Source organism: Streptosporangium sp. NBC_01469, assembly GCF_036227305.1.
Classification (GTDB): Bacteria; Actinomycetota; Actinomycetes; order Streptosporangiales; family Streptosporangiaceae; genus Streptosporangium.
The window spans coordinates 8,824,699-8,849,813 of sequence record NZ_CP109465.1; the positions used below are offsets into that span (position 1 = coordinate 8,824,699).

21 protein-coding genes and 1 pseudogene are annotated in these 25,115 nt (G+C 70.2%); 13 read left to right on the forward strand and 9 right to left on the reverse strand.

From position 1 onward, the window contains the following. Nucleotides 1–4 precede the first annotated feature (4 nt). From OG587_RS38355 to OG587_RS38395, 9 genes are read left to right on the forward strand one after another with little or no spacing between them, the layout of a single operon-like run. A complete protein-coding gene (locus tag OG587_RS38355) occupies nucleotides 5–1,207 on the forward strand; it encodes an SRPBCC family protein (RefSeq protein ID WP_329083718.1) in 1,203 nt (400 codons plus the stop codon). A 16-nt stretch (nucleotides 1,208–1,223) separates the two neighbouring features. After that, nucleotides 1,224–1,664 (forward strand): gas vesicle protein GvpJ, encoded by a 441-nt coding sequence (gene gvpJ / locus OG587_RS38360; protein ID WP_329083719.1) that lies wholly within the window; start codon nucleotides 1,224–1,226, stop codon nucleotides 1,662–1,664. A 1-nt stretch (nucleotide 1,665) separates the two neighbouring features. Then, nucleotides 1,666–2,553 (forward strand): GvpL/GvpF family gas vesicle protein, encoded by an 888-nt coding sequence (locus OG587_RS38365; RefSeq protein ID WP_329083720.1) that lies wholly within the window; start codon nucleotides 1,666–1,668, stop codon nucleotides 2,551–2,553. 16 nt (nucleotides 2,554–2,569) lie between these two features. After that, on the forward strand, nucleotides 2,570–2,791 hold the full coding sequence (locus tag OG587_RS38370) for a gas vesicle protein GvpG (protein ID WP_329083721.1): 222 nt from the start codon (nucleotides 2,570–2,572) through the stop codon (nucleotides 2,789–2,791). A gap of 45 nt (nucleotides 2,792–2,836) precedes the next feature. Then, nucleotides 2,837–3,280, forward strand: a complete 444-nt coding sequence (gvpO, locus tag OG587_RS38375; RefSeq protein WP_329083722.1) for a gas vesicle protein GvpO — start codon at nucleotides 2,837–2,839, stop codon at nucleotides 3,278–3,280. 1 nt (nucleotide 3,281) lies between these two features. Continuing rightward, nucleotides 3,282–3,740, forward strand: coding sequence for a gas vesicle protein (locus tag OG587_RS38380; protein WP_443075322.1), 459 nt, complete (start codon nucleotides 3,282–3,284; stop codon nucleotides 3,738–3,740). After that, on the forward strand, nucleotides 3,733–4,527 hold the full coding sequence (locus tag OG587_RS38385) for a GvpL/GvpF family gas vesicle protein (protein ID WP_329083723.1): 795 nt from the start codon (nucleotides 3,733–3,735) through the stop codon (nucleotides 4,525–4,527). Before OG587_RS38380 ends, OG587_RS38385 begins: the two co-directional genes overlap by 8 nt. Further along, a complete protein-coding gene (locus OG587_RS38390) occupies nucleotides 4,517–4,792 on the forward strand; it encodes a gas vesicle protein (protein WP_329083724.1) in 276 nt (91 codons plus the stop codon). The genes OG587_RS38385 and OG587_RS38390 overlap by 11 nt, the downstream gene beginning before the upstream one ends. Then, the gene (locus tag OG587_RS38395; RefSeq protein ID WP_329083726.1) at nucleotides 4,789–5,205 is read left to right on the forward strand and encodes a gas vesicle protein K; all 417 of its coding nucleotides are present in this window, start codon (nucleotides 4,789–4,791) and stop codon (nucleotides 5,203–5,205) included. Before OG587_RS38390 ends, OG587_RS38395 begins: the two co-directional genes overlap by 4 nt. A gap of 183 nt (nucleotides 5,206–5,388) precedes the next feature. Here OG587_RS38395 and OG587_RS38400 read toward each other — a convergent pair whose 3' ends face one another. After that, a complete protein-coding gene (locus OG587_RS38400) occupies nucleotides 5,389–6,933 on the reverse strand; it encodes an MFS transporter (RefSeq protein WP_329083728.1) in 1,545 nt (514 codons plus the stop codon). Between the two features lie 351 nt (nucleotides 6,934–7,284). Next, nucleotides 7,285–10,599: a BTAD domain-containing putative transcriptional regulator gene (locus tag OG587_RS38405; RefSeq protein WP_329083729.1), complete on the reverse strand. Its 3,315-nt coding sequence runs from the start codon at nucleotides 10,597–10,599 to the stop codon at nucleotides 7,285–7,287. A gap of 219 nt (nucleotides 10,600–10,818) precedes the next feature. On the opposite strand from OG587_RS38405, the gene OG587_RS38410 reads away from it, so the two are divergent. Then, the gene (locus OG587_RS38410; RefSeq protein WP_329083730.1) at nucleotides 10,819–11,145 is read left to right on the forward strand and encodes a carboxymuconolactone decarboxylase family protein; all 327 of its coding nucleotides are present in this window, start codon (nucleotides 10,819–10,821) and stop codon (nucleotides 11,143–11,145) included. A gap of 176 nt (nucleotides 11,146–11,321) precedes the next feature. On the opposite strand, the gene OG587_RS38415 is transcribed toward OG587_RS38410, so the two are convergent. Next, complete coding sequence (locus OG587_RS38415; protein ID WP_329083731.1) at nucleotides 11,322–12,590, reverse strand: nucleotide sugar dehydrogenase; 1,269 nt, start codon at nucleotides 12,588–12,590, stop codon at nucleotides 11,322–11,324. 644 nt (nucleotides 12,591–13,234) lie between these two features. Here OG587_RS38415 and OG587_RS38420 point away from each other — a divergent pair. After that, on the forward strand, nucleotides 13,235–15,340 hold the full coding sequence (locus tag OG587_RS38420; RefSeq protein WP_329083733.1) for a DUF4082 domain-containing protein: 2,106 nt from the start codon (nucleotides 13,235–13,237) through the stop codon (nucleotides 15,338–15,340). 44 nt (nucleotides 15,341–15,384) lie between these two features. On the opposite strand, the gene rfbB is transcribed toward OG587_RS38420, so the two are convergent. The 3 genes from rfbB to OG587_RS38435 form a co-directional block, all read right to left on the reverse strand. Further along, nucleotides 15,385–16,362, reverse strand: a complete 978-nt coding sequence (gene rfbB, locus OG587_RS38425; RefSeq protein WP_329083734.1) for a dTDP-glucose 4,6-dehydratase — start codon at nucleotides 16,360–16,362, stop codon at nucleotides 15,385–15,387. Then, entirely contained in the window at nucleotides 16,359–17,426 is a 1,068-nt protein-coding gene (locus tag OG587_RS38430; RefSeq protein WP_329083735.1) for a glucose-1-phosphate thymidylyltransferase, read from the reverse strand. The genes rfbB and OG587_RS38430 overlap by 4 nt, the downstream gene beginning before the upstream one ends. 133 nt (nucleotides 17,427–17,559) lie before the next feature. Then, on the reverse strand, nucleotides 17,560–18,024 hold the full coding sequence (locus tag OG587_RS38435; RefSeq protein WP_329083736.1) for a GtrA family protein: 465 nt from the start codon (nucleotides 18,022–18,024) through the stop codon (nucleotides 17,560–17,562). A gap of 80 nt (nucleotides 18,025–18,104) precedes the next feature. On the opposite strand from OG587_RS38435, the gene OG587_RS38440 reads away from it, so the two are divergent. Next, on the forward strand, nucleotides 18,105–19,109 hold the full coding sequence (locus OG587_RS38440; RefSeq protein WP_329083737.1) for a glycosyltransferase family 2 protein: 1,005 nt from the start codon (nucleotides 18,105–18,107) through the stop codon (nucleotides 19,107–19,109). A gap of 31 nt (nucleotides 19,110–19,140) precedes the next feature. Here OG587_RS38440 and OG587_RS47405 read toward each other — a convergent pair. From OG587_RS47405 to OG587_RS38450, 3 genes and pseudogenes are all read right to left on the reverse strand, one after another. Next, nucleotides 19,141–19,851, reverse strand: a pseudogene (locus OG587_RS47405) (GNAT family N-acetyltransferase); the annotation flags it as partial. After that, nucleotides 19,851–21,005, reverse strand: coding sequence for a dTDP-4-amino-4,6-dideoxygalactose transaminase (rffA, locus tag OG587_RS38445; RefSeq protein WP_329083738.1), 1,155 nt, complete (start codon nucleotides 21,003–21,005; stop codon nucleotides 19,851–19,853). The gene rffA and the pseudogene OG587_RS47405, both read right to left, overlap by 1 nt. Before the next feature lie 79 nt (nucleotides 21,006–21,084). Further along, nucleotides 21,085–23,466, reverse strand: coding sequence for a hypothetical protein (locus tag OG587_RS38450; RefSeq protein WP_329083739.1), 2,382 nt, complete (start codon nucleotides 23,464–23,466; stop codon nucleotides 21,085–21,087). 347 nt (nucleotides 23,467–23,813) lie between these two features. Here OG587_RS38450 and OG587_RS38455 point away from each other — a divergent pair, with 347 nt between their 5' ends. After that, nucleotides 23,814–25,115, forward strand: coding sequence for a hypothetical protein (locus OG587_RS38455; RefSeq protein WP_329083740.1), 1,302 nt, complete (start codon nucleotides 23,814–23,816; stop codon nucleotides 25,113–25,115).

Below are 25,115 nucleotides of genomic sequence, written 5' to 3' on the forward strand. Positions count from 1 at the left end.
CTTGATGGCCGAGACCTCGAAGAAACGTCCCGACCGTGAGAGCGGCAAGGAGCCGCCCGCCAACCGGCTCAGCCAGGAGTTCCAGAACCTCGTGGGAGCCCTCGGGGAGCGGGCTCTGTCATCGGTGAGCGGAAAGGTCGAAGGCGTGACCAGCAGGCTGACCGACTACGCCGGAAGCGGCGGGTCCAGCCTGATCGGCGCGCTGACCGGCTCCAAACACCCCAAGACGGCGATCGCCGGAGGCATGGTGAAGGGACTGGGCAAGATGGCGTTCGGCGGCCTGGCCAAGAAGCTCACGGGAGGCGGCAAGGGTGGCCAGAGCGGGAAGCTGAAGATGACCAACATCATCGAGACGATCGATGTCGGCGCTCCCGTACGTCTCGTCTACGACCAGTGGACCCAGTTCGGCGACTTCCCGAGCTTCATGAAGAAGGTCGAGGGCGTCGACCAGAAGTCCGACGAGAAACTGGATTGGACGGCGAAGATCTTCTGGTCCCGCCGGATCTGGGAGTCGACGATCCTCGAACAGCTGCCGGACAAGCGGATCATCTGGCGGTCGAAGGGGGCGAAGGGCCACGTCGACGGCGCCGTGACCTTCCACGAGGTCGCTCCCGAGCTCACGCGGGTCCTGCTCGTCCTGGAGTACTACCCGCAGGGCCTCTTCGAGCGCACCGGCAACATATGGCGCGCCCAGGGCAGGCGCGCGCGCCTCGAACTCAAGCACTTCCGGCGGCACGTCATGAGCCGGGTGCTCCTGCATCCCGACGACCTGGAGGGCTGGCGCGGCGAGATCCGCGACAGCGAGGTCGTCAAGGACCAGGAGACGGCACTCCGCGAGGAGGAGGAGAGGGAGAAGGCCGAGAAGGACTCCGAGAAGAAGAGGTCCGGGCGGGATCGCGCCGAGACCGGCGAGGCCGAGGAGCCCGAGGAGGACGAACTCGAAGACGAACTCGAAGACGAACTCGAAGAGGAAGAGGAAGAGGAAGAGGAGAAGCCCGCCGCGAAACGCGCGGCCGACGAGGAAGAAGACGAGGAAGAAGAGGAAGAGGAGGAGCCCGAGGAGGAACGCGTGACCGACGAGGACGAGGAGCCCGAGGAGGAGGAAGCGCCCAGGCGCCCGCCGCAGCGCCGCAGGTCCGGCGCTCCCAAGGGCGCGGAGGAGACGCCCAGGCGCCCCGCCCGCCGCAGGGCGGCCAGTCGCACCTGACCGGGGAGGAGACGCCATGACCATCGTTCAACCTTCGGGCGGCGGGGTGAGCGGCCACGGGTCCTCATCGGGGCTGGCCGACGTCATCGACACGATCCTCGACAAGGGACTCGTGATCGACGCCTACGTCAGGGTTTCCCTGGTCGGGATCGAGGTGTTGACGGTCGACGCCCGCGTCGTGGTGGCCAGCGTCGACACCTACCTGCGCTTCGCCGAGGCCGTCAACCGCCTCGACCTCTCCCAGACCGGCAACCAGAAGGGGCTGCCGGAGCTGGTGGAGGGCATGACGGAGAGCGGAAGCAAGAAGAAGGTCAAGGGTGCGACGCAGGGACTGCTGGACGCGGCGGGAGAGAAGATCCGCGGCCTGACGGCCGGCGAGTCCGGCGAGGACGAGTTCGAGGAGGCCGGTGAGGAGCGCGAGCCGGCGCCCCGCCGCAGACGGCGCAGGGAGGAGTGAGATGCGCGGTTCCAGTGGAAAGCGCGGGACGGTCCAGGCCGGCAGACCCAGGACCGACGCCCCCAGAACGGCCGGGCGGCACGACACCGGTCGCGGTGAACGGGCCGCCACGGCCCGATCCGGAGGAGCCGGAGGACCCGGCGCCTCCAGGCGGGTGACCGCCACCTACGTGTACGGGATCATCCCGTCCGACGTCGACCTGACCCCGGGCACCCGGGGGGTGGGAGACCCGCCGAACGCGGTCGAGCTGGTGCGCCACGGAGAGATCGCCGCCCTGGTGAGCGACATCTCCACCGACCGCCCCCTCGGCAGGCCGGACGACCTCGTGGCCCACGAGCGGCTGCTGGACGCCACCGCCGCGGAGGTACCCGTGCTCCCCCTGCGTTTCGGGGCGGTGGTGACGGACGCCCGAGCGGTCGTCGACGAGCTGCTCGCCCCCCACCACGACGAGTTCCTCACCACGCTGAGCGAGCTGGAGGGACGCGCGGAGTACGTGGTGAAGGGACGCTACGTCGAGCGGACCGTCCTGCGGGAGGTGCTCGACGAGGAACCTGAGATCGCGCGGCTGCGCGACGCGATCCGCGGACGCCCCGAGGAGGCGACGTGGGACGCGAGGATGCGGCTCGGGGAGCTGGTCAACACCTCGATCGCGGCCAAGCGCGAGGCCGACACCGGCGAGCTGGTCGGCGCCCTGGACCCGCTCTGCGTCTCCATCCTCGTGCGCGAGCCCACCCACGAGCAGGACGCCGCCCACGTGGCCCTGCTCGCGGACACCGACAGATGGCCGGAGATCGAGGAGGCCCTGGACGAGTTCGGGACCCGGTGGGCCGGCCGTGTCGAGCTGCGCCTGCTCGGCCCGCTGGCACCGTACGACTTCGTCAGGACGTAGGGGGAGGTGATCGATCGTGGAACCGCTGGGGCTCATCCTCGGCCTGCCGCTCGCGCCGCTGCGTGGGCTGATCCGGCTCGCGGAGCTGCTTCAGGAGCAGGCCGAGCAGGAACTCCGGAGTCCCGCGGCGGTCAGGCGCCGTCTGGAGGAACTGGCGGAGGCCAGGGCCTCCGGCGAGATCTCCGAGGAGGAGGAGGCCGCGGCGACGGAGCGAATCCTCGGAGAGATGATCGCTTAGCCGGTACGGCCGCACCGGCGCGGAGACGACGAGGGGAGTGATCTCGTGCCTGCCAGGCGCAGAACCCGTGAGGAACGCCCCGCCGACGATTCCTACAGGACCGCCGGCGACGAGGTCGACGAGGTCTTCGACGAGGACGAGGAACCCTACGAGGACCTCGGCGAGGAGGACCTGGACGAGGACGAGGAAGAGCCCGCGAAGGAGCCGCGGCGGCGTTCCCCCGCCCTGTCGGCGGCGACCGCCGGAGCGGCGGGGCTGCGGCAGATCATCGGCCTGACCTCGAAGGACACCGAGGGGGTGACGCTGGTGCGAAGGACCGAGGACGGCTGGCAGGTCGAGGTCGAGGTCGTCGAGGACCGTCACATCCCCTCGTCGGGCGACATGCTTTCGCTCTACCGGATCGAGATGGACCCCGCCGGCGACCTGTTGTCGTACCACAGGGTGCGGCGCTACAGGCGCGGCCGGACGGACGGCGGCGAGGCGGGCTGACGTGGCCGACGTGACGCGACCCGGCGGCGCCTTCCCTCGGTCCTACGGCGGAGGGCCATCCGGCGGGCGGGAGTCCGCCAACCTCGCCGACATCCTGGAGCGGGTGCTCGACAGAGGTGTGGTGATCGTGGGCGACATCCGCGTGAACCTGCTCGACATCGAGCTGCTCACCATCAAGCTGCGCCTGCTCATCGCCTCGGTCGACACCGCGCGGGAGCTGGGGATCGACTGGTGGGAACACGATCCGTGGCTCACCTCCCAGGACCGCGACCTGGTCGAGGAGAACCGCGTCCTCCGCGACCGGCTGGCCGGTCTGGAGGGCGTCGAGGGCATCGAGGGCGCCGACAGCACGGCGGGCACCCGGCGCCGTTCCCTCGGCAGGGGCGAGGGCACCCGTTCGCCCGATGACGCCCGGGAGCCGAGAAGGGCCGGAAGGTTCAGGGAGGAGCGCGATGGCTGAGGCGGGCACGTATCTCTACGCGATCGCCCGGGACGTGGGCCACGCTCTCCCGGAGCACGTGGCGGGCGTGGCCGGAGCGCCGGTGCGTGCGATCACGCACGAGGGCCTGGTCGCGTACGTGAGCCCGGTGCCCCTGGAGGAGTTCGGCGAGGAGCCGCTGCGGCGTTCCCTGGAGGACCTGGACTGGGTCGGGGGGACGGCCCGCGCCCACAACCGTGTCGTGGAGGCCGTGGCGGAGGAGGCTCCCACAGCCCCGGTCCGGCTGGTGACGGTCTACAGCACCGAAGACCAGGTCCGCGACCTGCTTCGGCGCAGACACGACGACTTCGCCGAGGTGCTCGCCCACGTCACCGGATGCAAGGAGTGGGGTGTGAAGGCGTACGCCGAACCGGGCGCGGGCGATCCTCCCGCCGAGGAGGCCCCCGCGGAGACCGACAGCCCGGGAACGGCGTACCTGAAGCGCCGCCGGGCGAGCCTGCGCAGCCGGGAGGACGCCTGGCGCCTGGCGGCGCGGCGTGCCGAGGACATCCACGCCGCCCTGGTGTCCGTCTCGGTCGCCGGCCATCGCCATCGGCCGCAGGACCCGCAACTGTCGGGCCGCGAGGAGGTGATGCTGCTCAACGGCGCCTACCTCGTCGACGAGGACCGCCGCGAGGAGTTCACCGCGGCCGTCGACTCGCTGCGGGGCCAGGGGATCGAGATACAGCTCACCGGCCCCTGGGCGCCGTACTCCTTCACCTCGATGGACCTCGGCCCGACCGGCGCGGAGACGCTCGATGACCCGTGACCACCACCCGCGAGGCGCCGAGCTCGCCACCCAGGGGCGTATTCCCCCCGAGCGAGTGGCACTCGTGGACCTGCTCGACCGGCTGCTGGCCGGCGGGGTGGTGGTGAGCGGGGACCTCGTGCTGTCCATCGCCGACATCGACCTCGTCCGCATCTCCCTGCGCGCCCTGATCACCTCCGTACGGGCCTCCGACCCGATCCCGTCCGCCCACCCGCCCGGCGCGGTCACCCTCGTCCGGGCCTCCGAGGAGGGGGGCCCGCTGTGAACCGCCTCCCTGGCGCCCCCCGGGCGGAGGACCCTCGCGGCACCCGGGAGCGGCTCCGTCCCACCGCGAGGAGGTTCAAGGTCACGCGAACCGCCCCCTCGGGCGCGGCCGGGAACGCGCGAGGACCGGCGCGGGCCGTCCGGTGGCGGGTGAACACCGACCCGGAGGCCGTCGAACGGGACCTGACCCGCCTCGTGCTCACCCTCGTCGAGCTGATACGGCAGCTGGTGGAACGCCAGTGCGTGCGCCGGATGGACCAGGGGGACCTGTCGGACGAGCAGGTGGAGGTGCTGGGCATGGCGCTGATGCGCCTTGAGGAGGCCATGACCGAGCTGTGCGAGCACTTCGGGCTCTCCCCGTCCGATCTCAACCTCGACCTCGGGCCGCTCGGCACCCTCCTGCCCACCGACTGACCCCACCGCGCCTCCCGGAACCCCCTCGGCCGCACCGGCCGTGTCGAGGAACTCGCGTCGCCGCGCGACGCGATCCGCGCCTCGCCGCGACATCCGGGTGAGCGCGCGCTCGGCGAACCGGGCATCGTCGCGGCGAGGCGGCGCCGGACAGCCGGCGGCCAGGACACGGTGCCGTCGTACGGGTCACCGGTGCGGCTCGGCGAGCAGTTCCTCGGGGATCACGTCGGGGACGCCGCGCAGGCTGACGAGCGAGACCACCGCGAGTACGGCGATCATCACCGCGGCGGTGATCGCCGTCACCTCGACCCCGGCGACGAAGGCCAGCCTGGCGGCCTCGGCGACGGCCTCCCCCAGCTGGGCGGGGAGCGCCGCGGCCGCCTGCAGGGCGGTGGGCAGTGACTCCACGACGGGAACTGCCACCTCGTCGGGCAGCCCCGCCGGGAGCCGGAGGTCATCCCGGTAGACGCCGGTGAGGATGCTGCCCAGGACGGCGATGCCCAGCGCGCCGCCCAGTTCCAAGGAGGTCTCGGAGATCGCCGCCGCGGCGCCGGCCCGTTCCCTGGGCACGCTCGCGAGCACGGTGTCGTTGGTGACCGCGAACGTGAGCCCGATGCCCACCCCGCAGACGATCATGGGAACGAGGAAGTAGAGGTATGGGGTGTCGAGAGCGAGCCGGCTGTAGCAGGCGAAGCCAGCGGCGGGCATCGCCAGGCCGAGCGCCACCACCCTGGCCCGGCCCCATCGGGTGATCAGCCCGGCCGCCAGGACCCCGCCGACCGCCGCCGACGCGCCTCCGGGCAGTCCCGCGAGACCGGCCCGCAGGGGCGACCAGCCCAGGACGAGCTGGAAGTACCAGGCGAAGATCAGCGACAGCGCGGACATGCCGAAGATGGCGACGAGGTTGGCGCCGACCGAGGCGGTGAAGGCCCGGCGCCGGAAGAGGCGGACGTCGATCAGCGGCTCGGTCAGCCGGGTCTGCCGCCAGGCGAACAGCGCCAGGGCGATGACCCCGACGGCCCCCGGCACCAGGACACCGGCGTTGTCGGGGCCGTGCACGGCGGCCTCCTTTACAGCGTAGATCACGCCGATCACGCCGGCCACGGACAGCGGCACGCTCACGAGGTCCACCCGCCCCGCCGCGGGGTTACGCGACTCCGGGAGCACGACGAGGCCGACGATCACGATGAGCGCCATCACCGGCAGGTTGATCAGGAAGACCGAGCCCCACCAGAAGTGGTCGAGCAACAGGCCGCCGACGACCGGCCCCAGGGCGAACCCCGCCGCGCCCATCCCGCTCCACAGGCCGATCGCCGTGGTCCGCTCCTTCGGGTCGGTGAAGACGTTGCGGATGATCGACAGGGTGGAGGGCATGATCGTGGCGCCCGCCACGCCGAGCAGGACGCGAGCGGCGATGAGCAGTTCGGGGGTGGGAGCGTAGGCGGTCACCGCCGAGGCCACGCCGAAGGCCACGGCACCGATGAGGAGCAGCCGCTTGCGGCCGATCCGGTCACCGACGTTGCCCATCGTGATCAGCAGCCCGGCGAGCGCGAAGCCGTACGCGTCGCCGATCCACAGGATCTGGGTCGCCGAGGGCCCCAGGTCCGCGACCAGCTGGGGAAGGGCGAGGTGCAGGACGGTGACGTCGACGGACAGCAGCAGCGCCGCCAGGCAGGCGACGGCGAGGGTCGCCCATCTGCGGCGATCCGTGATCGGGGAGTGATCGTTCATGCCCGTCATCGTGACCGGGGGCGCTGACGGCCCGCGCACCTCCCGCTGACGACCGCTTCGACGACCGCTTCGACGACCGCTGCGACGGCCCTGCGACGGCCCTGCGACGGCCCTGCGACGGCCCTGCGACGGCCCTGCGACGGCCACGGTAGCGGCCACGGTGACTCCACCGTGCCAAGGCCGCGCCGTCCGGGCTTCCACACCGCCCCGGCCGACCGGCCCGACCCGGCGAGGTCGCGCCCCGGACCGCCCGCGTCGTCCACGCCGAACCGGCCGGACCAGCCCCGGCGGATCGGCCCGCACGTCCACGCCGCCCACGCTGCCCGGACCGCCCGAGGCGTCCGGGCGGGGTCACGTGTCGAGCGTCGCGAGCACCTCGTCCCGCGACATGCGGGTTCCCACGCGCCACTCCTCCTCGTACGCGACGTCGCCGATGCGGGCGCGGACGGCCGCCGTGACCTCGGCGCCGGGGTTCGCCGCGGTGCCGCCGAGGGCCACGGCCGCGCCCAGCAGCCGGGCCGCGCCCCTGGCGTCGCCCTCCAGCAGCGCGACCTCCGCCAGACCTTCGATCGCCGAGCCCACCACCGGCAGGTAACGCTGCAGCGCCGGTTCGAGTGCCCTGCGGTACCAGGCCCTCGCCCCGGCCCTGTCCCCGCTCGACGCGGTGATCCGGCCCAGGTCGACGGTGATCCGCAACCGGGTCTCCTCGCTGGTGTACCACTCCTGCGTGCAGACTTTCAGTGCCCTGAGGGCGAGGGTGAGGGCCTCGTCCAGATCCCCGCGGAGCCTGGCGACCTCGGCGAGACCGCGATGGACCTTGGCCATCACGTCGGGGGCCCCCGCCCGGCGGGCGTGGTCGGCCGCGCGGAGGTACTCGGCGTGAGCGGTCGCGAGGTCGCCGTCGCGTACGGTCACCGCGGCCTCGTGGCAGACGAGCTCCGCGATGTCCTCGTCCGACCCGAGCTCCTCCGCCAGCCGGAGCGCCTCACCGGCCAGCGCGCGCGACGCGGTCCTGTCCTGCCGCAGGTCGGCGAGCCTGGCCAGCTCGGCCAGCGTGAGCGTGCTCCCCCAGCGCTCCCCGATGGAACGGAACAGCTCCAGCGCCTCCTCGAAGAAGCGCTCGGCGTTCCCGGTGTCGCCGCCGTGCATGTAGAAGTAGCCGTGGCCGAAGTGGGACAGTCCCCGCAGCCACGGCTCGGCGGCGGCGGGGACCGGCGGCGGTCCCGCCCCAGAAAGGGCGGTGGGCGGGCCGGTGAACATCGGCCACAACATGGCCAGGAACGGCCACCGGTACGGCCGGTCGATCGGCGGGATGACCGGGACGATCGTCTCCAGCAGGGCGAAATGCCGGGGCGACCGCGACTTGCCGGAGGAGGCCACGAGCACGCATATGGCGTACTCCTCCCCCATCCCCTCGACCGGAACGACCCCCATCGCGCTCTCGACCGAAACCGCCCCCGTCATCCCCTCGGCCGGTACGGACCCGGTCGCGCTCTCCTCCGGTACGGACCCGACCGCGTCCTTGGCGGGGACCACGTCCTTGGCGGGGACCACGTCCTTGGCGGGGACCACGTCCTTGGCGGGGACCGCGCCGATCGCGACGAGCAGGTCCGCGGCCAGGGCCGCGCCCTCCGAGCGGCGGCCCCGCAGCCACCAGTACATGGCGAGCCCGGCGAGCAGGCGCAGCCCCTGCCCGATCCTGCCGGTGTCGACGGCCCAGCGCAGCGCGGCGTGCAGGTCGTCGCGCTCCTCGTCCAGCCGCCGCAGCCACTCCAGCTGCCCGGCGTCGCGCAGGTGGGAGTCCGCCGTGGCCGCCAGGTCCGCGTAGTACGAGGCGTGCGCCTCGCGGCGCGCCTCGGTCTCGCCGGTCTCGGCCAGCCGTTCCGCGCAGTACGCGCGGATGGTCTCCAGCATCCGGTAGCGCCCGCCCACCCGCTCGACGAGCGACTTCTCCGCGAGGGAACTCAGCAGGTCGACGGCCTCGTCCTCCCGCAGCCCGCACACCCGCCCGGCCGCCTCCAGCGTCGCGCCGCCCACGAAGACGGTGAGCCGCCCGGCCAGCGACCGCTCGTCGTCGTCGAGCAGGTCCCAGCTCCAGGCGACCACGGCGCGCAGCGTCTGGTGCCGGGGCAGCGCGGTGCGGCTGCCGCGCGACAGCAGCCGGAACCGGTCGCCCAGCCGGGAGGCCACCTCGGCCACCGGCAGGGAGCGCAGGCGCGCCGCGGCCAGCTCCAGCGCGAGCGGCAGGCCGTCCAGGGCGCGGCAGATGTCCAGCACCTGCTCGACGTTGGCGTCGTCGACGCGGAAACCGGGGCACACGGCCGCCGCCCTGTCGGCGAAGAGCCGCACGGCGGGGTAGGCCAGGGCCTCGCCCGCGCCGGTGCCCGCCCTCGGCACCGGCAGCGGCGCGACCGGGTGGAGCACCTCCCCGGTGATACCGAGCGCCTCCCTGCTGGTGACCAGGACACGCAGTCCCGGACAGGCGGCGAGCAGGCGGTCGGCGAGCCCGGCGACCTCCGCGACCAGGTGCTCGCAGTTGTCCAGGACGAGCAGCACGGGACGGTCGGCCAGCACCGCGACCAGCCTCGCCAGAGGGGTGGGCGCCGGGCGGCCGGAGCCGGGAAACAGACCGGCGTCGCGGACGCCCAGCGCCCCGAGAACGGCCCGGGCCGCCTCCCCTCCGCCGAGGACCGGGGCCAGTTCCACGAAGCACACGTCGCCCCGCTCCCCCGTGGCGACCTCACCGGCCAGCCGGGTCTTGCCCGCGCCGCCGGGACCGACCAGGGTGACCAGTCTCGCCTCGCCGAGCAGCGCGCGGAGCCTGGACATCTCCCCCTCCCTGCCGACGAAACTGGTCAGCGGGGCCCACAGGCCCGACCTGACGGGCCCGGCACCGCCGGCCGCGACGCCGATGGGAGTGCCGGTGAGGGCGGGGTCGGCCCTGAGCACCGCCAGGTGCACGGCGGCCAGTTCCGCCGACGGGTCCACACCGAACTCCTCACCGAGGATCCGCCTGGCCCCCTCGTACACCTCCAGGGCCTCGGCCTGCCTGCCCGAGCCGTACAGGGCGCGCATCAGCTGCCCGTACAGCCGCTCCCTGAAGGGATGGGCGGCGGTCAGCTCCTGCAGCTCGGCGACGAGCTCGCGGTGGCGGCCCAGCTCCAGCTCCGCCTGGACGCGGTCCTCCACGCAGTCGAGTCTGAGCCTCTCCAGCCTGGCCGAGGGGGCCTGGGCGAACGGCGAGTCCCCCACGTCGGCGAGCGCGGGCCCGCGCCACAGGGAGAGCGCCTCGCCCAGCAGCTCGACGGCCCGGTCGCGCTCGCCGGAGGCCAGAGCCCGGCGGCCCTCGGCGGCGAGCCCTTCGAAGCGGTGGGCGTCGACGGCGTCGGCACCGGCCACGAGCCGGTATCCGGCCGGGTGGAACTCGATCACCTCCTGGACGCCGAGCGCCCTGCGCAGCCGCGAGACCTGGGACTGCAGGGCGTTGGCGGCGTTCGCGGGCGGATCGTCGCCGTACAGGCCGCCGATGAGCCGCTCGACGGTCACAACCCTCCCCGCGTCGAGGAGGAGCATCACGAGCAGCGCGCGCATCCCCTGGCCGCCCACGGCGACCACGCGCCCGCCGTCGAGCCGGATCCGCGTGGGACCGAGGATGTCGAACCGCATGTCCCGATTATCGTGGCTTCCCGCCCGCCGCCGCCGTCGGCCGATCACCGCCGATCGGGGTCCGCGTGTGTAATGCCAGATGATCTCTGGTACGACATATAAGGACTTGAGGGAAAAAAGATCTTTCCCTGGCGCCGGAAGGCGGGGTGGGCGGGACGGGGACTCCACCGGCCGCCCCGCCGGGCACGGCCGCCGGGGGTCTCCACACGGAGGTGTTCGATGAAACAGGTCCACGGCTGGGACCACGGCGAGAACGAGCCCGGCGACCTCTTCGGGATGACCGTCGAGCACCTGTTCGCCGAGGTGTGGTCCAGGGAGGGGATCTCGAACCGCGACCGGCGCATGCTGCTGGTCGGCCTGCTCGTCGGCCAGGGCATGGACGAGGACGTCGGCGTCCAGCTGGACGCGGCACTGCGGACCGGCGACCTCACCCCCGACGAGCTCCGTGAGATCGTCGTCTTCCTCACCCACTACGCCGGATGGCCCCGGGGCGCCAGGCTCAACGGCCAGGTCGAGGAGCTGATCGCCCGCGTCATGAGGTCCTGACCTCGGGCGGGGACGGCTGACTCCCCGCCTCCTGAGGCCCCGGCCGCCCCAGGGGCGCCGGATCACAGCCGCGCGGCGCGAGCGTCCCGGTGGAATCCGCTGTCCCCGCACCGCCGATCACCGCCGCACGGCGCGGAGCGTTACGACGGAACCGGCCGGTCGCTCGCGGCGTGAGGTCACAACCTCTCGACGTTGGCCCCCCGGCAGCGGTTCCGGGTGTCGAAGACGAGGGCGCTCGTCCTCTGGACGAGCTCGTAGTCGAAACAGTCGTGGTCGGTGAGGACCACCACCGCGTCCGCCACCGCCAGTTCCCGCTCCGAGAACGCGACGATCTCGACACCCTCGACGCCCTGCGGCAGCAGGAAGCAGTCCACGTGCGGGTCGACGGCCCGTACGTTCGCGCCCAGCTTGTGCAGGCCCCTGACCACGTCGATCGCGGGTGACTCGCGGCAGTCTCCGGCGTTCTTCTTGTACGCGAGGCCGAGCGCGAGCACCCGGCTGCCGTTGACCGGCTTGCGCAACCGGTTCAGCGCGAGACCGACCCGGTGCACGACGTGCTCCGGCATGTGGTCGTTGATGTCGTTGGCCAGCTCCACGAACTGGAAGTTGTGCCCCAGGCTGCGCTTGACCTTCCACGACAGGTACGACGGGTCGATCGGCAGGCAGTGCCCGCCGACGCCGGGACCGGGGGTGAAGCGCATGTAGCCGAACGGCTTGGTGGAGGCGGAGTCGATGGCCTCCCAGACGTCGATGCCAAGCTGTTGCGCGAAGATCGACAGCTCGTTCACCAGGGCGATGTTGACGTGCCTGAAGGTGTTCTCCAGGAGCTTGCACAGCTCGGCCACCTGCGGCGAGGAGACCGGGACCACCTCGTCCACTATCCTCGCGTAGAACGCTTTGACCCTCTCCAGGGACGCCCCGTCGATCCCGGAGACGACCTTCGGCGTGTTCTCCAGGCGCCAGCGCGCGTTGCCCGGGTCAATTCGCTCGGGACTGTAGCCCAGATGGAAGTCCTGCGGTGCCCGCAGCCCTGAGCCCTCCTCCAGCAACGGCAGCAGGTACTCCTCGGTGGTCCCCGGATAGGTGGTGGACTCCAGAATCACCGTGGCGCCCTGCCGCAGCAGCGGGGCGAGCGACTCCCCCGCCGCGCCGATGTGGCGCAGGTCGGGAACGCCCTCACGTAACGGCGTCGGCACGGTTATCACGCAGACGTCGAACCCCTCGGCGGCGGCGTAGTCGGCGCTGGCCAGGTATCGGCCGGACCGGTGGGCCAGGGACAGCATCTCGTCACCGACATCCTCGACATAGGACTCGGCGGCGTTGAGGCGCTTGACCCGCCACTCGTCCAGATCGATTCCCACGACGTCGAAGCCCGCCGTGACGGCCCCCATCGCAAGTGGTAGGCCGACGTACCCCTGGCCGATCACAACCAGTTTCTCTCCCACGGCAGAACCCCCGTCGATTCGGGATGAAGACACAACCTCGACTGTAGGAGCTCCGCTTTCCCGCACACCGATCCCGCCGCCGTTCGGGCGTGTCGCCCGGAGTCCGGGGCTGCTCAAGCACGGTGCACGAGACCGGACCGACACTCGATAACAGCACCAAAACCTTAAAACACCATACAATCATTTTAAATATGCATTTATACCTTTTATGCCCACATTGCGGGCTGCCGACAGGTGGATGAGCGGGCATGCGGACGAAACCGGACCACTTCCGCTCACACTCGGAGACCCTTTTGACCAGGATCGATACTACTTTAACGCCGAAAAGTAAGTAATATTCGGAAGTATTATTAAGTAAATTTTCCATCAGCCGCATATCAACATGCGCTCTTCCCGGCTGCACGCGAGCCCGCGTACGCCAACCTCCACGGCAGAGTCTTCAGCGTGTTACGTGACGCATTTCAGCGACGTGACAACATTCTGATGATTTTTCTAAATATCCATCTTTAGTCGCCCCTTGTGGGCAATACGACAAATCACCTAGAAACTCGACAAATAACTCAAGTTTTATTCATGACAGATCGCAGGCGACGGACCGCACCGGACGCCTGACGCATCACAAGACCAGTGAGGAGTTGTGTCGCATGTCCAAACCCGTTCGCGACGCGCTCGACCAGACGGCCGGCACGACCGCGATCATGATCGACACCAGGGGGGCCAGGAGCCGGCCGCTCCTCCGGCTCCGCCCGCCCCGCCCGCGAGGTGCCGCCGGCCGCGTCCTGCTGAAGGCGGCCGTGGTGGCCGCCCTCGCGATGGGCGCGGTCACCGGCACCCCGGGCGGCGCGAGCGCGACCGATCCGGTGGACATCGGCGACGCCGCGCCGTTCGGGGTGCTCGCGGCCGCGGTCACCAACGTGAACTCCACGACGGTCACCGGCGACCTGGGGGTGAGCCCGGGAACCACGGTGACCGGCTTCCCGCCCGGCACGGTCTCGGGGACCAAGCACATAGGAGACGCCACCGCGGCGCAGGCCAAGGCCGACGCGGCCGGCGCCTACGCCGACGCCGCCGGGCGCACGCCCGATGCCACACTGGCCACCCAACTGGGCGGGACGAGCCGGGGACCGGGCGTCTACAACTCCGTCAGCGGCGGTTTCTCGATCAACGGGACCCTCGCCCTCGACGCGCAGGGCGACCCGGACGCCGTCTTCATCTTCCAGGCCTCCACCCTCGACATAGCGAACGTCGGCAACATCAGCCTCCAGCGCGGCGCCCAGGCCGACAACCTCTTCTGGCAGATCAGCGGCTCGGCGACGCTGGGCACGTACTGCACCTTCCGCGGCAACATCCTGGCGCAGGGCACGGTCACGATCGGCAGCGGAGCCAACGTCAACGGCCGCGTCTTCGCGTTGAACGGCACGGCCGCCATCCAGGGCACCGGCAGCCTGCCGTTCACCCGCGTCACCGTGCCGAACGACCCGCCGACCACCACGACCCTGACCTCCTCGGCCGACCCCGCGTGGAGAGGGGACCCGGTCACCCTGACGGCGGCGGTGCAGCAGGTCAGCGGTACGGTCGTGCCCGCCGGCGAGGTGGTCTTCAAGGACGGCTCGACGGTCCTCGGTTCGGCTTTCCAGACCGATGGCGTCCCCGCCAGGATCACGGTCTCCGATCTCTCCGGGGGAGATCACAACATCGTCGCCGTCTATCTCGGGGGGGACACCTTCGACCACGAAGCTCTGATCCACTTCGCCCCGAGCACGTCACCGCCCGTCGTCCAGAGCATGTCTGACAGCCTGTGGAACAGCGCCGGGGTGCCCGCGGTCCCCGCGCAACCCGACACGCAGGGGGTCACCCTCGGCGTCAAGTTCACGGCGGCGACGAGCGGGACCGCGACCGGCATCCGGTTCTACAAGGGCACGCAGAACACCGGCACCCACATCGGCAGCCTGTGGACGAGTGGCGGCACCCTCCTGGCCAGCGCCACCTTCACCAACGAGACCGCCACCGGCTGGCAGGAGGTCAGCTTCTCGACACCGGTGGCGATCACCGCCAACACCACCTACGTCGCCTCCTACTACGCTCCGGCCGGCCGCTACGCGACAACCCGTCCCTACTTCGTCTCCGCGTACGTCAACGGCCCGCTCACCGCCCTCGCCAACGGCGCCGGAGGCGGCAACGGCGTCTACACCTACGGGGCGGCGAACGCCTTCCCCACGAGCAACTACCAGTCGACGAACTACTGGGTGGACGTCGTGTTCATCCCGACGGACAGCCTGTGGAACAGGGTGGCCGTGCCCGCCGTCCCGTCGCAGCCCGACGCGCAGGGGGTCGCCCTCGGCGTCAAGTTCACGGCGGCGACGAACGGGAAGGTGAGCGGGATCCGGTTCTACAAGGGTGCGCAGAACACCGGAGTCCACACCGCCAGCCTGTGGACGAGTGGCGGCACCCTCCTGGCCAGCGCCCCCTTCACCAACGAGACCGCCACCGGCTGGCAGCAGGTCAACTTCTCGCAACCCGTCAACGTCACCGGCGGAACCACCTACGTCGCCTCGTACCACACCACATCCGGCAACTACTCGATGGACCGCCCGTACTTCACCTCCCAGTACGTCAACGGCGCTCTCACCGCCCTGGCCGACGGCGCCGCGGGCGGCAACGGTGTCTACACCTACAACGCGAGCAACATCTTCCCGACGACCAGCTACCAGGCGACGAACTACTGGGTCGACCCGATCTTCCACAGCTGACGCGACGCTCGCGTGACCGGTGCCCCCGTGGCACCGGTCCGGTGTCAGGGCGTCCGCTCCTTGAGCGGGCGCCACCACCGCGAGTTGTCCCGATACCACCGGATCACCTCGGCCAGGCCGTCGCCGAAGTCCTTGCGAGGCTCGTAGCCGATGGCCCGGATCTTCGTCCAGTCGACGGAGTAGCGGCGGTCGTGCCCGAGCCGGTCGGCCACGGGCTCGACCGCCTCCCATCCCGTGCCGAGCGCGGCCAGCAGCCGCCCGGTCAGCTCCCGGTTGGTCAGCTCGACGCCGCCGCCGATGTTGTAGACCTCGCCGGGCGATCCCTTCCTCAGCACCGTCTGGATGCCCCTGCAGTGGTCGTCGACGTGCAGCCAGTCGCGCACGTTGAGCCCGTCACCGTAGAGCGGGACCTTCTCACCGTCGAGGAGGTTGGTGACGAAGCGCGGGATCATCTTCTCGGGATGCTGGTAGGGGCCGTAGTTGTTGGAACAGCGGGTCACCCGGACGTCGAGCCCGTGGGTGCGGTGGTAGGCACGGCACAGCATGTCGCCACCCGCCTTGGCCGCCGAGTAGGGCGAGTTCGGCAGCAGCGGCTCGCTCTCGCTCCAGGACCCCTCCTCGATCGAGCCGTACACCTCGTCGGTGGAGATCTGGAGGACCGTGCGGACTCCGCCCTCCAGCGCGGCCTGGAGAAGTCTCTGGGTCCCCAGCACGTTCGTCGTCACGAAGTCGCCCGCGCCCGCGATGGACCGGTCGACGTGGCTCTCCGCCGCGAAGTTCACGACCACGTCGTGGCCGGGGACGACGTCCGCGAGGAGCCTCGCGTCGGTGATGTCGCCCCGCACGAACGCGTAACCGGGATGGCCGTCGAGGGGGGCGAGGTTGGCGAGGTTGCCCGCGTAGGTGAGCTTGTCCAGGACGGTGACCCGCGTGTCCTCGCAGCCGGGCCAGGAACCGAGCAGCAGGGACCTGGCGTAGTGGGACCCGATGAACCCGGCTCCGCCGGTGACGAGGACTCTCACGCGCGCACCTGGATCCTGCTGTGGTCGCCCACCATGAGCTCGTGGGTGTTGGACACGCCGGCCGCGCGGCTGACCTCGACGCTGCGCCCGATCAGGGAGTGCGCGATGCGCGAGACGCCCTGCACGGAGGAGCCGTCGAGCACGATGGAGTATTCGATCTCGGCGCTGCCGACCAGGCAGCCGGAGCCGATCGAGGTGAAGGGGCCGACATAGGAGGAGAGGATCTTGGTGTCCGCGCCGATCACGATCGGACCGCGGAGGATCGAGTTCTCCACCACCGCGCCCGGCGCGACGACGACCCGCCCGGTGATCTCACTCAGGTCGTCCACGGTGCCCCTGATGTCGGGCTCGACGCGTTCGAGGACGATGCGGTTGCACTCCAGCATGTCCTGGAGGCGCCCGGTGTCCTTCCAGTAGCCGCTGACAAGGTGCGAGTGGACGCGGAAGCCGTTGCCGAGGAGCCACGCGACGGCGTCCGTGATCTCCAGCTCGCCGCGTGCCGACGGGGTGATCGCCCGGACCGCCTCGTGGACGGCCGGGGAGAAGATGTAGACCCCGACGATCGCGAGGTCGCTGCGCGGGTGCTCCGGCTTCTCCTCCAGCCCGAGGATCTCTCCTCCCGGCCCGATCTCGGCCACCCCGTAGAACTGCGGTTCGGCGACCCTGGTGAGCAGGATCTGCGCGTCGTGGTCGGCCAGGCGGAAGGCGTCCACCAGATCGGTGATGCCGTCCACCAGGAAGTTGTCCCCCAGATACATCACGAACGGTTCGTCGGCGAGGAACTCCCTCGCGATCAGGACGCAGTGCGCCAGCCCGAGGGGAGCCTCCTGGGGGATGTACGTGACGTCCAGCCCGAACCGCGAGCCGTCGCCCACCGCGTCCCGGATCTCGTGGCCCGTGTCGCCGACGACGATGCCCACGCTGGTGATGCCGGCCTGCCGGATCGCCTCAAGCCCGTAAAAGAGCACCGGCTTGTTGGCGACCGGGACCAGTTGTTTCGCCGAGGTATGGGTCAGCGGGCGCAGCCTCGTTCCCTTACCGCCCGCCAGAACGAGTGCCTTCAACGCTCTTCGAGTCCTTCCGCGAAGAACACATGGCCGTGCGACCGCATGTCCTCCCGATTTTACCGGGAACCGAAATCGATGCCTCTTCACCGGCTCGCGCCTTTACCGAATAGCGTACGGCGTGTTGCCGATTTCACACTTTTCCTCGGTCACGGAACACCCACGCCCGGTTTATCGCATAACTCAGCGGCGGGCTCGTCAGTATCACCATTCCCTGGGCCACCATGATCGGGATCCCGGCGAGTTCCACCAGAAGCGGGACCCCGATGACGGACGCCGCGAGAAAGCTCAGCCCGACCGCGTAGAACCGCAGGTAGCCTGCGAACCAGGAATGCCCGGAACCACGGAAGACCACCAGCCTGTACCAGGGGTAGACGATCACCACGGTCACCAGGTGGCTGACCACGACCAGGAAAAGATAAGGGACGCCATCTTCAACGACCAGCAATCCTAGGCCGAGGAGAGCGTAATAGACCAGGGCCGTCATGGCGCCGGCGAGCAGATATGTGATGCGGTGGCCACCAAAGGCCGAGATCACAGCCGACCGCCCGAAATGCGAATTATTGTCACGGGCGGTTTTACCTTCGACTTCAACCATGTGACGGTCACTCCGGGTCATGATCTGACATTGGGATGAAACAGGATTGTAGTAGGCGACGAGAAATAACCGGGGGATCAATGTCGGTGTCGGTGATTATTCCGTGTTACCGCTCAGCGCGGACCCTTCCGGCGCTGGTGGACAGACTCATGCCGGTCCTTCACGGTCTGGCCGTCCGGCACGAGGTGATCCTCGTCGTCGACGGAAGCCCGGACGACACGTGGGAGACCGCCGCCGAGCTGGCCCGCCGGGTCGACGCCGTCCGGGCGATCCGCCTGTCCCGGAACTACGGGCAGCACAACGCGCTGGTCGCCGGCATCAGGGAGGCGGCGTTCGAGGTCGTCGTCACCATGGACGACGACCTGCAACATCCTCCCGAGCAGATCCCTCTCCTCCTGGCCGCCCTCGAAGGCGACCGCCTCGACCTGGTGTACGGCGTCCCGCACGACGAGGAGCACGGGTTCCTGCGGAGTCTCGCGTCCCGGTCGGTCAAGGCCGCCATGTCCGGCGCGCTGGGCATCCGCACCGCGCGTACGATCAGCGCCTTCCGGGCCTTTCGCACGCACATGCGCGACGGGTTCGAGAACCTGTCCGGACCGCACGCGTCGATCGACGTGGCCCTGTCATGGGCCACCACACAGGTGGGCTCCGTCGGCGTGCACATGAACGAGCGCGACCACGGGCGATCGAACTACACGCCGCGCCTGCTGGTCGGGCACGCGATGAACATGCTCCTCGGTTACAGCACCGCTCCGCTCCGCGCGGCGAGTTACCTCGGATTCCTCGTCGGTGTGATCGGCCTGCTGCTGGGAGGCGCCGTCCTGTGGCGTTTCGCCACGGGCGACACCACGGTGGCCGGGTTCACCACCATCGCCTCGATGGTCGCGCTCTTCTCCTCCGCCCAGCTGGTGTCCATCGGAGTCCTCGGTGAGTACATCGGCCGCATTCACGGAAACGGCATGGGCCGCCCGACGTACGTGGTGCGCGAGCGCGTCGGGTCGTCCGCCGCCGATCCTCCCCGGCGGCCCGGCGGCCCTGGCGTTCCCGCGCGCGCAGGAGCCGGCTCCGGACCAGATGAACGGTGAGGAAGGTCTGGACGGGCTCGAATCCGTACCTCGCCCACGCCCTCTGCACCCGCGTGTTGTGTCCCTGGGTGGAGATGACGACCTCTGCCGCGCCACGCGCCAGCGCGCGGTCCTCGACGGCCCTGAGCAGGTGGGCGTAGAGACCACGCCCCTGTGAGCCGGAGATCACTCCGGCCAGGAGGATCTCCGTCCGGGACCCCTCCTCCTCCAACGTGGCCAGCCCGAGCAGGCGGGGCCCCTCCACTCCCACGCCTCGATCCTCCAGTGTCAGGCACTCCCCCTCCTCGGCTGACCTCAGCGCCCATTCCTGATAGCCCGCCAGGGCCTCGACGGCGTCGAACAGCGGATTGGCCAGATAGTGGTTCCCGTACGCGCCGAAGATGTCGGAGACCAGTGCCTCCACCGCGGCGGGACCGACCGGCTCCGACGTCCGCAGCTCGGGCGACGGAGCAGGCCCGCGTCCCTCTCCCGCGCGCAGGCGCCAGTACACGAGGGAGTCCGCGAACACGGCGGTCCGGCCGAGCGCGGTCAGCTTCGCGAACCAGCCGACGTGTTCGGCCGGATACCGGAGCACGACGACATCCGCGACCGACTCCAGGAGCGCCTCGCGGACCGCGGAGAACGGCGCCCCGGACCCCACGGGGACGGTGAGGCGCTCCACGGAACATCCGAACCGGGCCGATTCCAGCGGCGACTCCACGGCCCGTACGGCCCGCGCCTCGATCATGTCGCGCCAGGCCATCAGCTCACCTCGTAGGACCGGACGGCGTCGATCACTCGCGCCACGCCGGTCTCGTCCAGGTCGGCGTAGAGCGGCAGCCGTACGAGACGATCGGCGACCCTCTCCGTGACCGGGCAACCCCCCGGGGCCACGCGACCGAACCTCGCCCCCGCGGGCGCGGCGTGCAGGGGCTGGTAGTGGAACGTCGCCTGCACGCCTCCCCTCCGGAGATGGTCGATGAAGGCCTGGCGGTTCTCCAGATCCGGGAGCAGCAGGTAGTACAGGTGCGCCGGATGCGCGCAGCCGTCCGGGATCGCCGGCTGGGAGATCCCGTTCCCGGTCGCCCAGTCCGCCAGCTCCTCGTGGTACCGGTACCAGACGGCGTGGCGCCGGGACTGGATCTCGTGGAACGACTCCAGCTGCGAGGTCAGCTGCGAGGCCAGGACGTCGGACAGCAGGTAGCTGGAGCCGATGTCGACCCATCGGTACTTGTCGACCTGGCCGCGGAAGAACCGGCTGCGGTCGGTGCCCTTCTCCCGGATGACCTCGGCGCGCGCGACGAGACCGGCGTCGTTCAAAAGCAGCGCGCCGCCCTCCCCGCACTGCACGTTCTTCGTCTCGTGGAAGCTCTGCGCGGCCATGCTGCCGAACGATCCGAGCGGCCGGCCTCGATAGGACCCGCCCAGGCCGTGGGCGTTGTCCTCGATGAGGGTGAGGCCGTGCCGGTCGCAGAGTTCGGCGATCTCCTTCATCGCGCACGCGATGCCCGCGTAGTGGACGACCACGACGGCCCGCGTGCGATCGGTGATCGCCGCCTCGATCAGCCGCTCGTCCACGTTGAGGGTGTCGGGCCTGCAGTCGACGAAGACCGGGACCGCCCCGCGCAGCGCGTAGGCGTTGGCCGTCGACATGAAGGTGAACGACGGCATGATCACCTCGTCGTCGGCCTGGAGATCCAGGAGGATCGCCGACATCTCCAGCGCGTGCGTGCAGGAGGTGGTCAGCAGCACCTGGCCTGCCCCGGTGATCTTTCCGAGGATCTCGGCGGCCCGCCGGGTGAACGGCCCGTCTCCGCAGGTGGATCGCCGGCGCACCGCCTCCCCCAGGTAGTCCAGCTCGTTCACCGAGATGTGCGTCCGGTTGAAGGGGATCGTCTTCAGGTCGGTTGCGTTCACGGCCGAAGTGAACAACGAAAGGACCGGAAGACACACGTCGCGCCGTCGTTCCTTGGCGATCCATTACGCAAGCCTTAGGTCACGCCGATCCGTCCGGGATCCGGTAGACGGCGCAGTCGCCGGAGCGGAACCGGAGCTCGGCGAAGTCCCCGATCCTGGAGGTCCGGCCGGTGCGGCGCTCGTCGGCGAAGAGCCAGCGCACCCCGTAGCGCTCGCGCAGCCGCCCGATCGTGGCCTCCGAGGGGGTCCGGAAGGCGGCGTCGTTGAGGGCGAGCCGTTCGCCGTCCCAGAACGGCAGGTGTTCCGGCAGGGACCCTGGACGCCAGTGGCTCATGTTCGCGGCGGTGTAGGTCCATCCCTCGACCAGCACGCGCCGTTCGGACAGGGCGGCCACCCAGAACTGGCGGCTGTCGCACGGATCCTCGTACCCCCAGCGGCAGTGCGCGTCCGTGGCGACCAGGTCGCCCGGATCCGAGTGGGCGCGCAGCCACCGGCCGGCCTCCAGGGCCCCCTGGGGAACCGCCTGGACCGCCACCGGCGGGACCTCCCCGAACGTCCGGGCCGCCGGGACGCTCTCCGCTCCCGGGAGAACGCGCGTGAACCAGGCGGCGGGCGGCCCGACCGCCGCGAACACGACGAGCACGAAGGCCCAGGCCCGGAGGCTGCCGCGCCCGGTCGTCACCAGGGCGGCGGCCACCAGCACGACGACGGCCAGCAGCGCGGCGTAGGGCAGGTACAGCACGGTGTCGGGCCGGCCCGGGGCCAGGGGGGTCCTGACATCGCACAGCATGCGGATCAGGTAGGCCGTCATCACGCCGGCGCCGACCGCGTACGCGATCGTCCTGAGCGGCACCCGTGCCCGCCGCACGATGACGGAGAGCCCGTAGGCCGCGATGATCATCAGGTAGGGATAGCCGGCCCCGAAGAAGTAGAGCTGGCCGAGGTGGGGGTGACCGAGCAGGAGCACGGCGCCGACACACGCGGCGCCCATGCCGAGCAGGAGGACCACCGCCGGTCGCAGGAGCAGCCTCGGCCTGCACAGCAGCCCGAGGATCCCGCACCACGTGACGGCCAGGCACAGCGCGTACAGCACCGTGACACCGAGCACCGAGAGCGGCGGCGGCTCGACCGCGCCGGCGTGGCCGGTCAGCTCTCCCCAGGCCCGGCGCAGCAGGGAGAGGGGGTCGACCATCATCCCCTGCCTCGCACCGCCGAACAGTACTACCTGCGCGAAGAGGGAGCACGCCGCCGTCATCCCGAGCGCGGCGAGCGCGGGCCGGGGTACCCGGCGCCGCCTGATCACCTCGACCCCGACGACGGCGGCCAGTCCCGCGGCGAGCGGAGGGAGGTGGGTGGCCTTGGCTCCCATGACCGCCACGACGAACACGCCGAGCAGGAGCCATCTGCCGGCGTCACGTCTCCATCTCCGTCTGTGTCCTTCGAGAAGGTCGACGAGCAGCAGGACGACCGGGGCGAACAGGAGGGCTCCGAAGGTCTGGGTGGGGCCCGTCCAGGACTGGAAGCCTCTCCAGGTGAACATCCCGATGTTCACCCCCAGGTAGAGGTTCGGGGCGGTCATGAACACGGTGCCCGCGATGGCGAGGAGTGCGGCGGGGCGGGAGCGGGTGAGGCGGTGGGCGATCATGGCCAGGAGGATGGTGAGGGCGGCCATCATGGGGAGCATGCTCAGGCGGAAGAGCAGGACGAGGGGTTCGATGCCGGTGATCCAGCTGGCGGCGGCGTAGTGGGTGTAGACGAACCAGTGGTAGAGCAGGGGTTCGCCGTCGACCATGGGGACGGTGGGGGGCAGGTGGTGTTTCAGCTCGCCGATGAGGGCGAGGTGGAAGGGCATGTCGACCGAGGCGGTGGCGAGGGTGGGCCAGGTGAGGGTGTGGCCGCGGAAGAATCTGGCGATGCTGAGGAGGATGAGGTAGGCGCAGGTGAGGGCGAGGGTCCAGGACCACCAGGTGGGGGTGGGGGTGTGGGGGCGGCTGTTCCAGTGCTTGCGCAGGCGTGGCACGGTGAGGAACAGGGTGTAGGTGGCGATGGGCCAGGTCAGGACGAGTAGGGGCAGGCCGGTGGCGCGGGCGGGGATGTAGGTGAAGATCTCCAGGGCGTATCCCAGTGCGGTGCCCAGGGCGATCTCTTCGGTCAGGGTGCGTTCGCCGGGGTAGGTGGCGCGGATGATCAGGGTGCCGGGCAGGGTCAGGCCCAGGATGAGGTAGGCGGTGAACAGGGTCAGGTCGGTGGCTGACACGCCGTACAGCAGCAGTGTCGCGTAGGCCAGGACGGCCGTGCAGGTGGCGGGCAGGATGCGCCGCAGGCGGGGGGCGGGCAGGGCGCGTCGCAGGCGGGGGGCGCGGGGGCGGGACGGGCGTCGCCGGGCGGGCGCGGGTGCCCGGGGGGTTTCCAGGGGAGCGGGGCTCGGTGCGGAGGCGGAGGCGGGCGACGTCGTGTCCATGAGCGCAAGCATGCTGACGTGAGCGTCCCGGGCGATCTCGGACTCAGGCTACCGGGCGTTTCCTTGCCAGTCCTTTGTCCGAGGGGGCGGACCCGGCCACCCTGATTATCCGGTCCTCCGCCGGGTCAGGCGATGAAATGAGCCGGCAGGCGGTCGTTCCGGAGCCCGCATTTCTTTGCGGGAATTTAAGCAGCCGGACGATGGCATATCCGGCGGTAAGGGCACGCCCTGCCATTAAAGTCGGCGGGCGATGCCCACTCCCCCACCCTGCCCCCGCGCCGGGGAGCCGACCCGCCTTCGGCACCCGAAATCCCGATCCGGCCACGACATCGTACGGGTGATTCTCTGTGGAGTACATAATCGTCGCGGCCGCCGTGGTGACGCTGGTGTTCATCGTTCAGACGGCCCTCGGCGCGCGGGTGGCTCGGCGTGCCCTGTGGGTGCTGATGCTGGCCTTCGTCGTGCGACTGCTCGTTCACGTCCTCGTGATGCGGTCCAACTCCATCGCGTACGGCGGAGACAACTTCGTCTACGAGGGCAGGGCCCTGGAGATCGTGGCGTACTGGAAGCACGAGGGCTTCACGTTCGTCACCTCCGAGCAGATCGACAGCCTCTACTCCGTGGCGGTGCCCTGCAACATCTTCGCGGCGATCATGTACCTGTGCGGTGGCCCGGCCCCCCTGGCCTGCACCGCCTTCGTGGCGCTCATCGCCTGCGGGCTGTGCGTCGTCATGTACAGATTCGCGCGGCTCATCGGCGCCGACGAGCGCGCGGCGTTCAGGCTGATGACCCTGATGGCATTCATGCCGGCATTCATGCTGCATACGTCCGACATGTTCAAGGACGGATTCAACGCGTTTCTCGTCATATCCTGTCTCGGCCTCGCCGCTTCGAACGTCCAGCGTTTCGACATGCGTAAACTATTTCTCCTCGGCCCGCTGCTGTGGACGCTCTGGAACGTGCGCCCCTACATGGTTTTCATGTGCGCGATACCACTGATTCTCGGCCTGGCGGGCCTCAAGCGCGCTTTTCCGTTGTGCGTGCTGGCCATCCTGGCCATGTTCCTGGTGCCTGTCCTGATATTTCCTGACGTGGTGGAGAGCACACCGCTCGTCATGATGCAGGAGCAGCTGGAGCGCGGACAGTCGGAGATCGTCCGTCACTCCAACGCCGCGGGAGGTTCGGGAATCGCCTTCGACGACGGCGGTAATCCGTGGAGCGCGTTCCTGCCGAAGCTGGTCTACACGCTTCTTTCCCCGTTCCCCTGGATGGACGGCAGCCTGGTGCTACAGCTGGCGAAGGTCGAGACGGCGCTGTGGTACTACCTTCTGTGGTGCGCGGTCGTCGGGGTCCGGCGAATGTGGGGTGAGAACCGCAGGATGCTGCTGATCCTCCTGCTCTTCGCCGTACCGTGCACGATCATGTACACGACCACCATGTCCAACATCGGTCTCATCTTCCGGCAGCGGATACCGATCGTCATGGTCGTGAGCCTGTTGTCCGCGGTCGCCTGGACCAGGGTCCCGCAGGAGCGGCGGCGGCTCGTGTCCGGCGCCGGAACGGGTCCGGACACCGCCGCCTCCGCGGTGTCCGCCCGCCCGTCCGGCACGGCGGGGAGGGCGCCGGCCGGGATTTCGCGAGTGCGGTGA

What these genes read in the sequence shown, in the direction of transcription:
- OG587_RS38355 (WP_329083718.1), top strand. Translation starts at nt 5, where the DNA reads ATGGCCGAGACCTCGAAGAAACGTCCCGACCGTGAGAGCGGCAAGGAG.
- gvpJ (WP_329083719.1), top strand. Translation starts at nt 1,224, where the DNA reads ATGACCATCGTTCAACCTTCGGGCGGCGGGGTGAGCGGCCACGGGTCC.
- OG587_RS38365 (WP_329083720.1), top strand. Translation starts at nt 1,666, where the DNA reads ATGCGCGGTTCCAGTGGAAAGCGCGGGACGGTCCAGGCCGGCAGACCC.
- OG587_RS38385 (WP_329083723.1), top strand. Translation starts at nt 3,733, where the DNA reads ATGGCTGAGGCGGGCACGTATCTCTACGCGATCGCCCGGGACGTGGGC.
- OG587_RS38390 (WP_329083724.1), top strand. Translation starts at nt 4,517, where the DNA reads ATGACCCGTGACCACCACCCGCGAGGCGCCGAGCTCGCCACCCAGGGG.
- OG587_RS38400 (WP_329083728.1), bottom strand. Translation starts at nt 6,933, where the DNA reads ATGAACGATCACTCCCCGATCACGGATCGCCGCAGATGGGCGACCCTC.
- OG587_RS38405 (WP_329083729.1), bottom strand. Translation starts at nt 10,599, where the DNA reads ATGCGGTTCGACATCCTCGGTCCCACGCGGATCCGGCTCGACGGCGGG.
- OG587_RS38410 (WP_329083730.1), top strand. Translation starts at nt 10,819, where the DNA reads ATGAAACAGGTCCACGGCTGGGACCACGGCGAGAACGAGCCCGGCGAC.
- OG587_RS38420 (WP_329083733.1), top strand. Translation starts at nt 13,235, where the DNA reads ATGTCCAAACCCGTTCGCGACGCGCTCGACCAGACGGCCGGCACGACC.
- OG587_RS38435 (WP_329083736.1), bottom strand. Translation starts at nt 18,024, where the DNA reads ATGGTTGAAGTCGAAGGTAAAACCGCCCGTGACAATAATTCGCATTTC.
- OG587_RS38440 (WP_329083737.1), top strand. Translation starts at nt 18,105, where the DNA reads ATGTCGGTGTCGGTGATTATTCCGTGTTACCGCTCAGCGCGGACCCTT.
- OG587_RS38450 (WP_329083739.1), bottom strand. Translation starts at nt 23,466, where the DNA reads ATGGACACGACGTCGCCCGCCTCCGCCTCCGCACCGAGCCCCGCTCCC.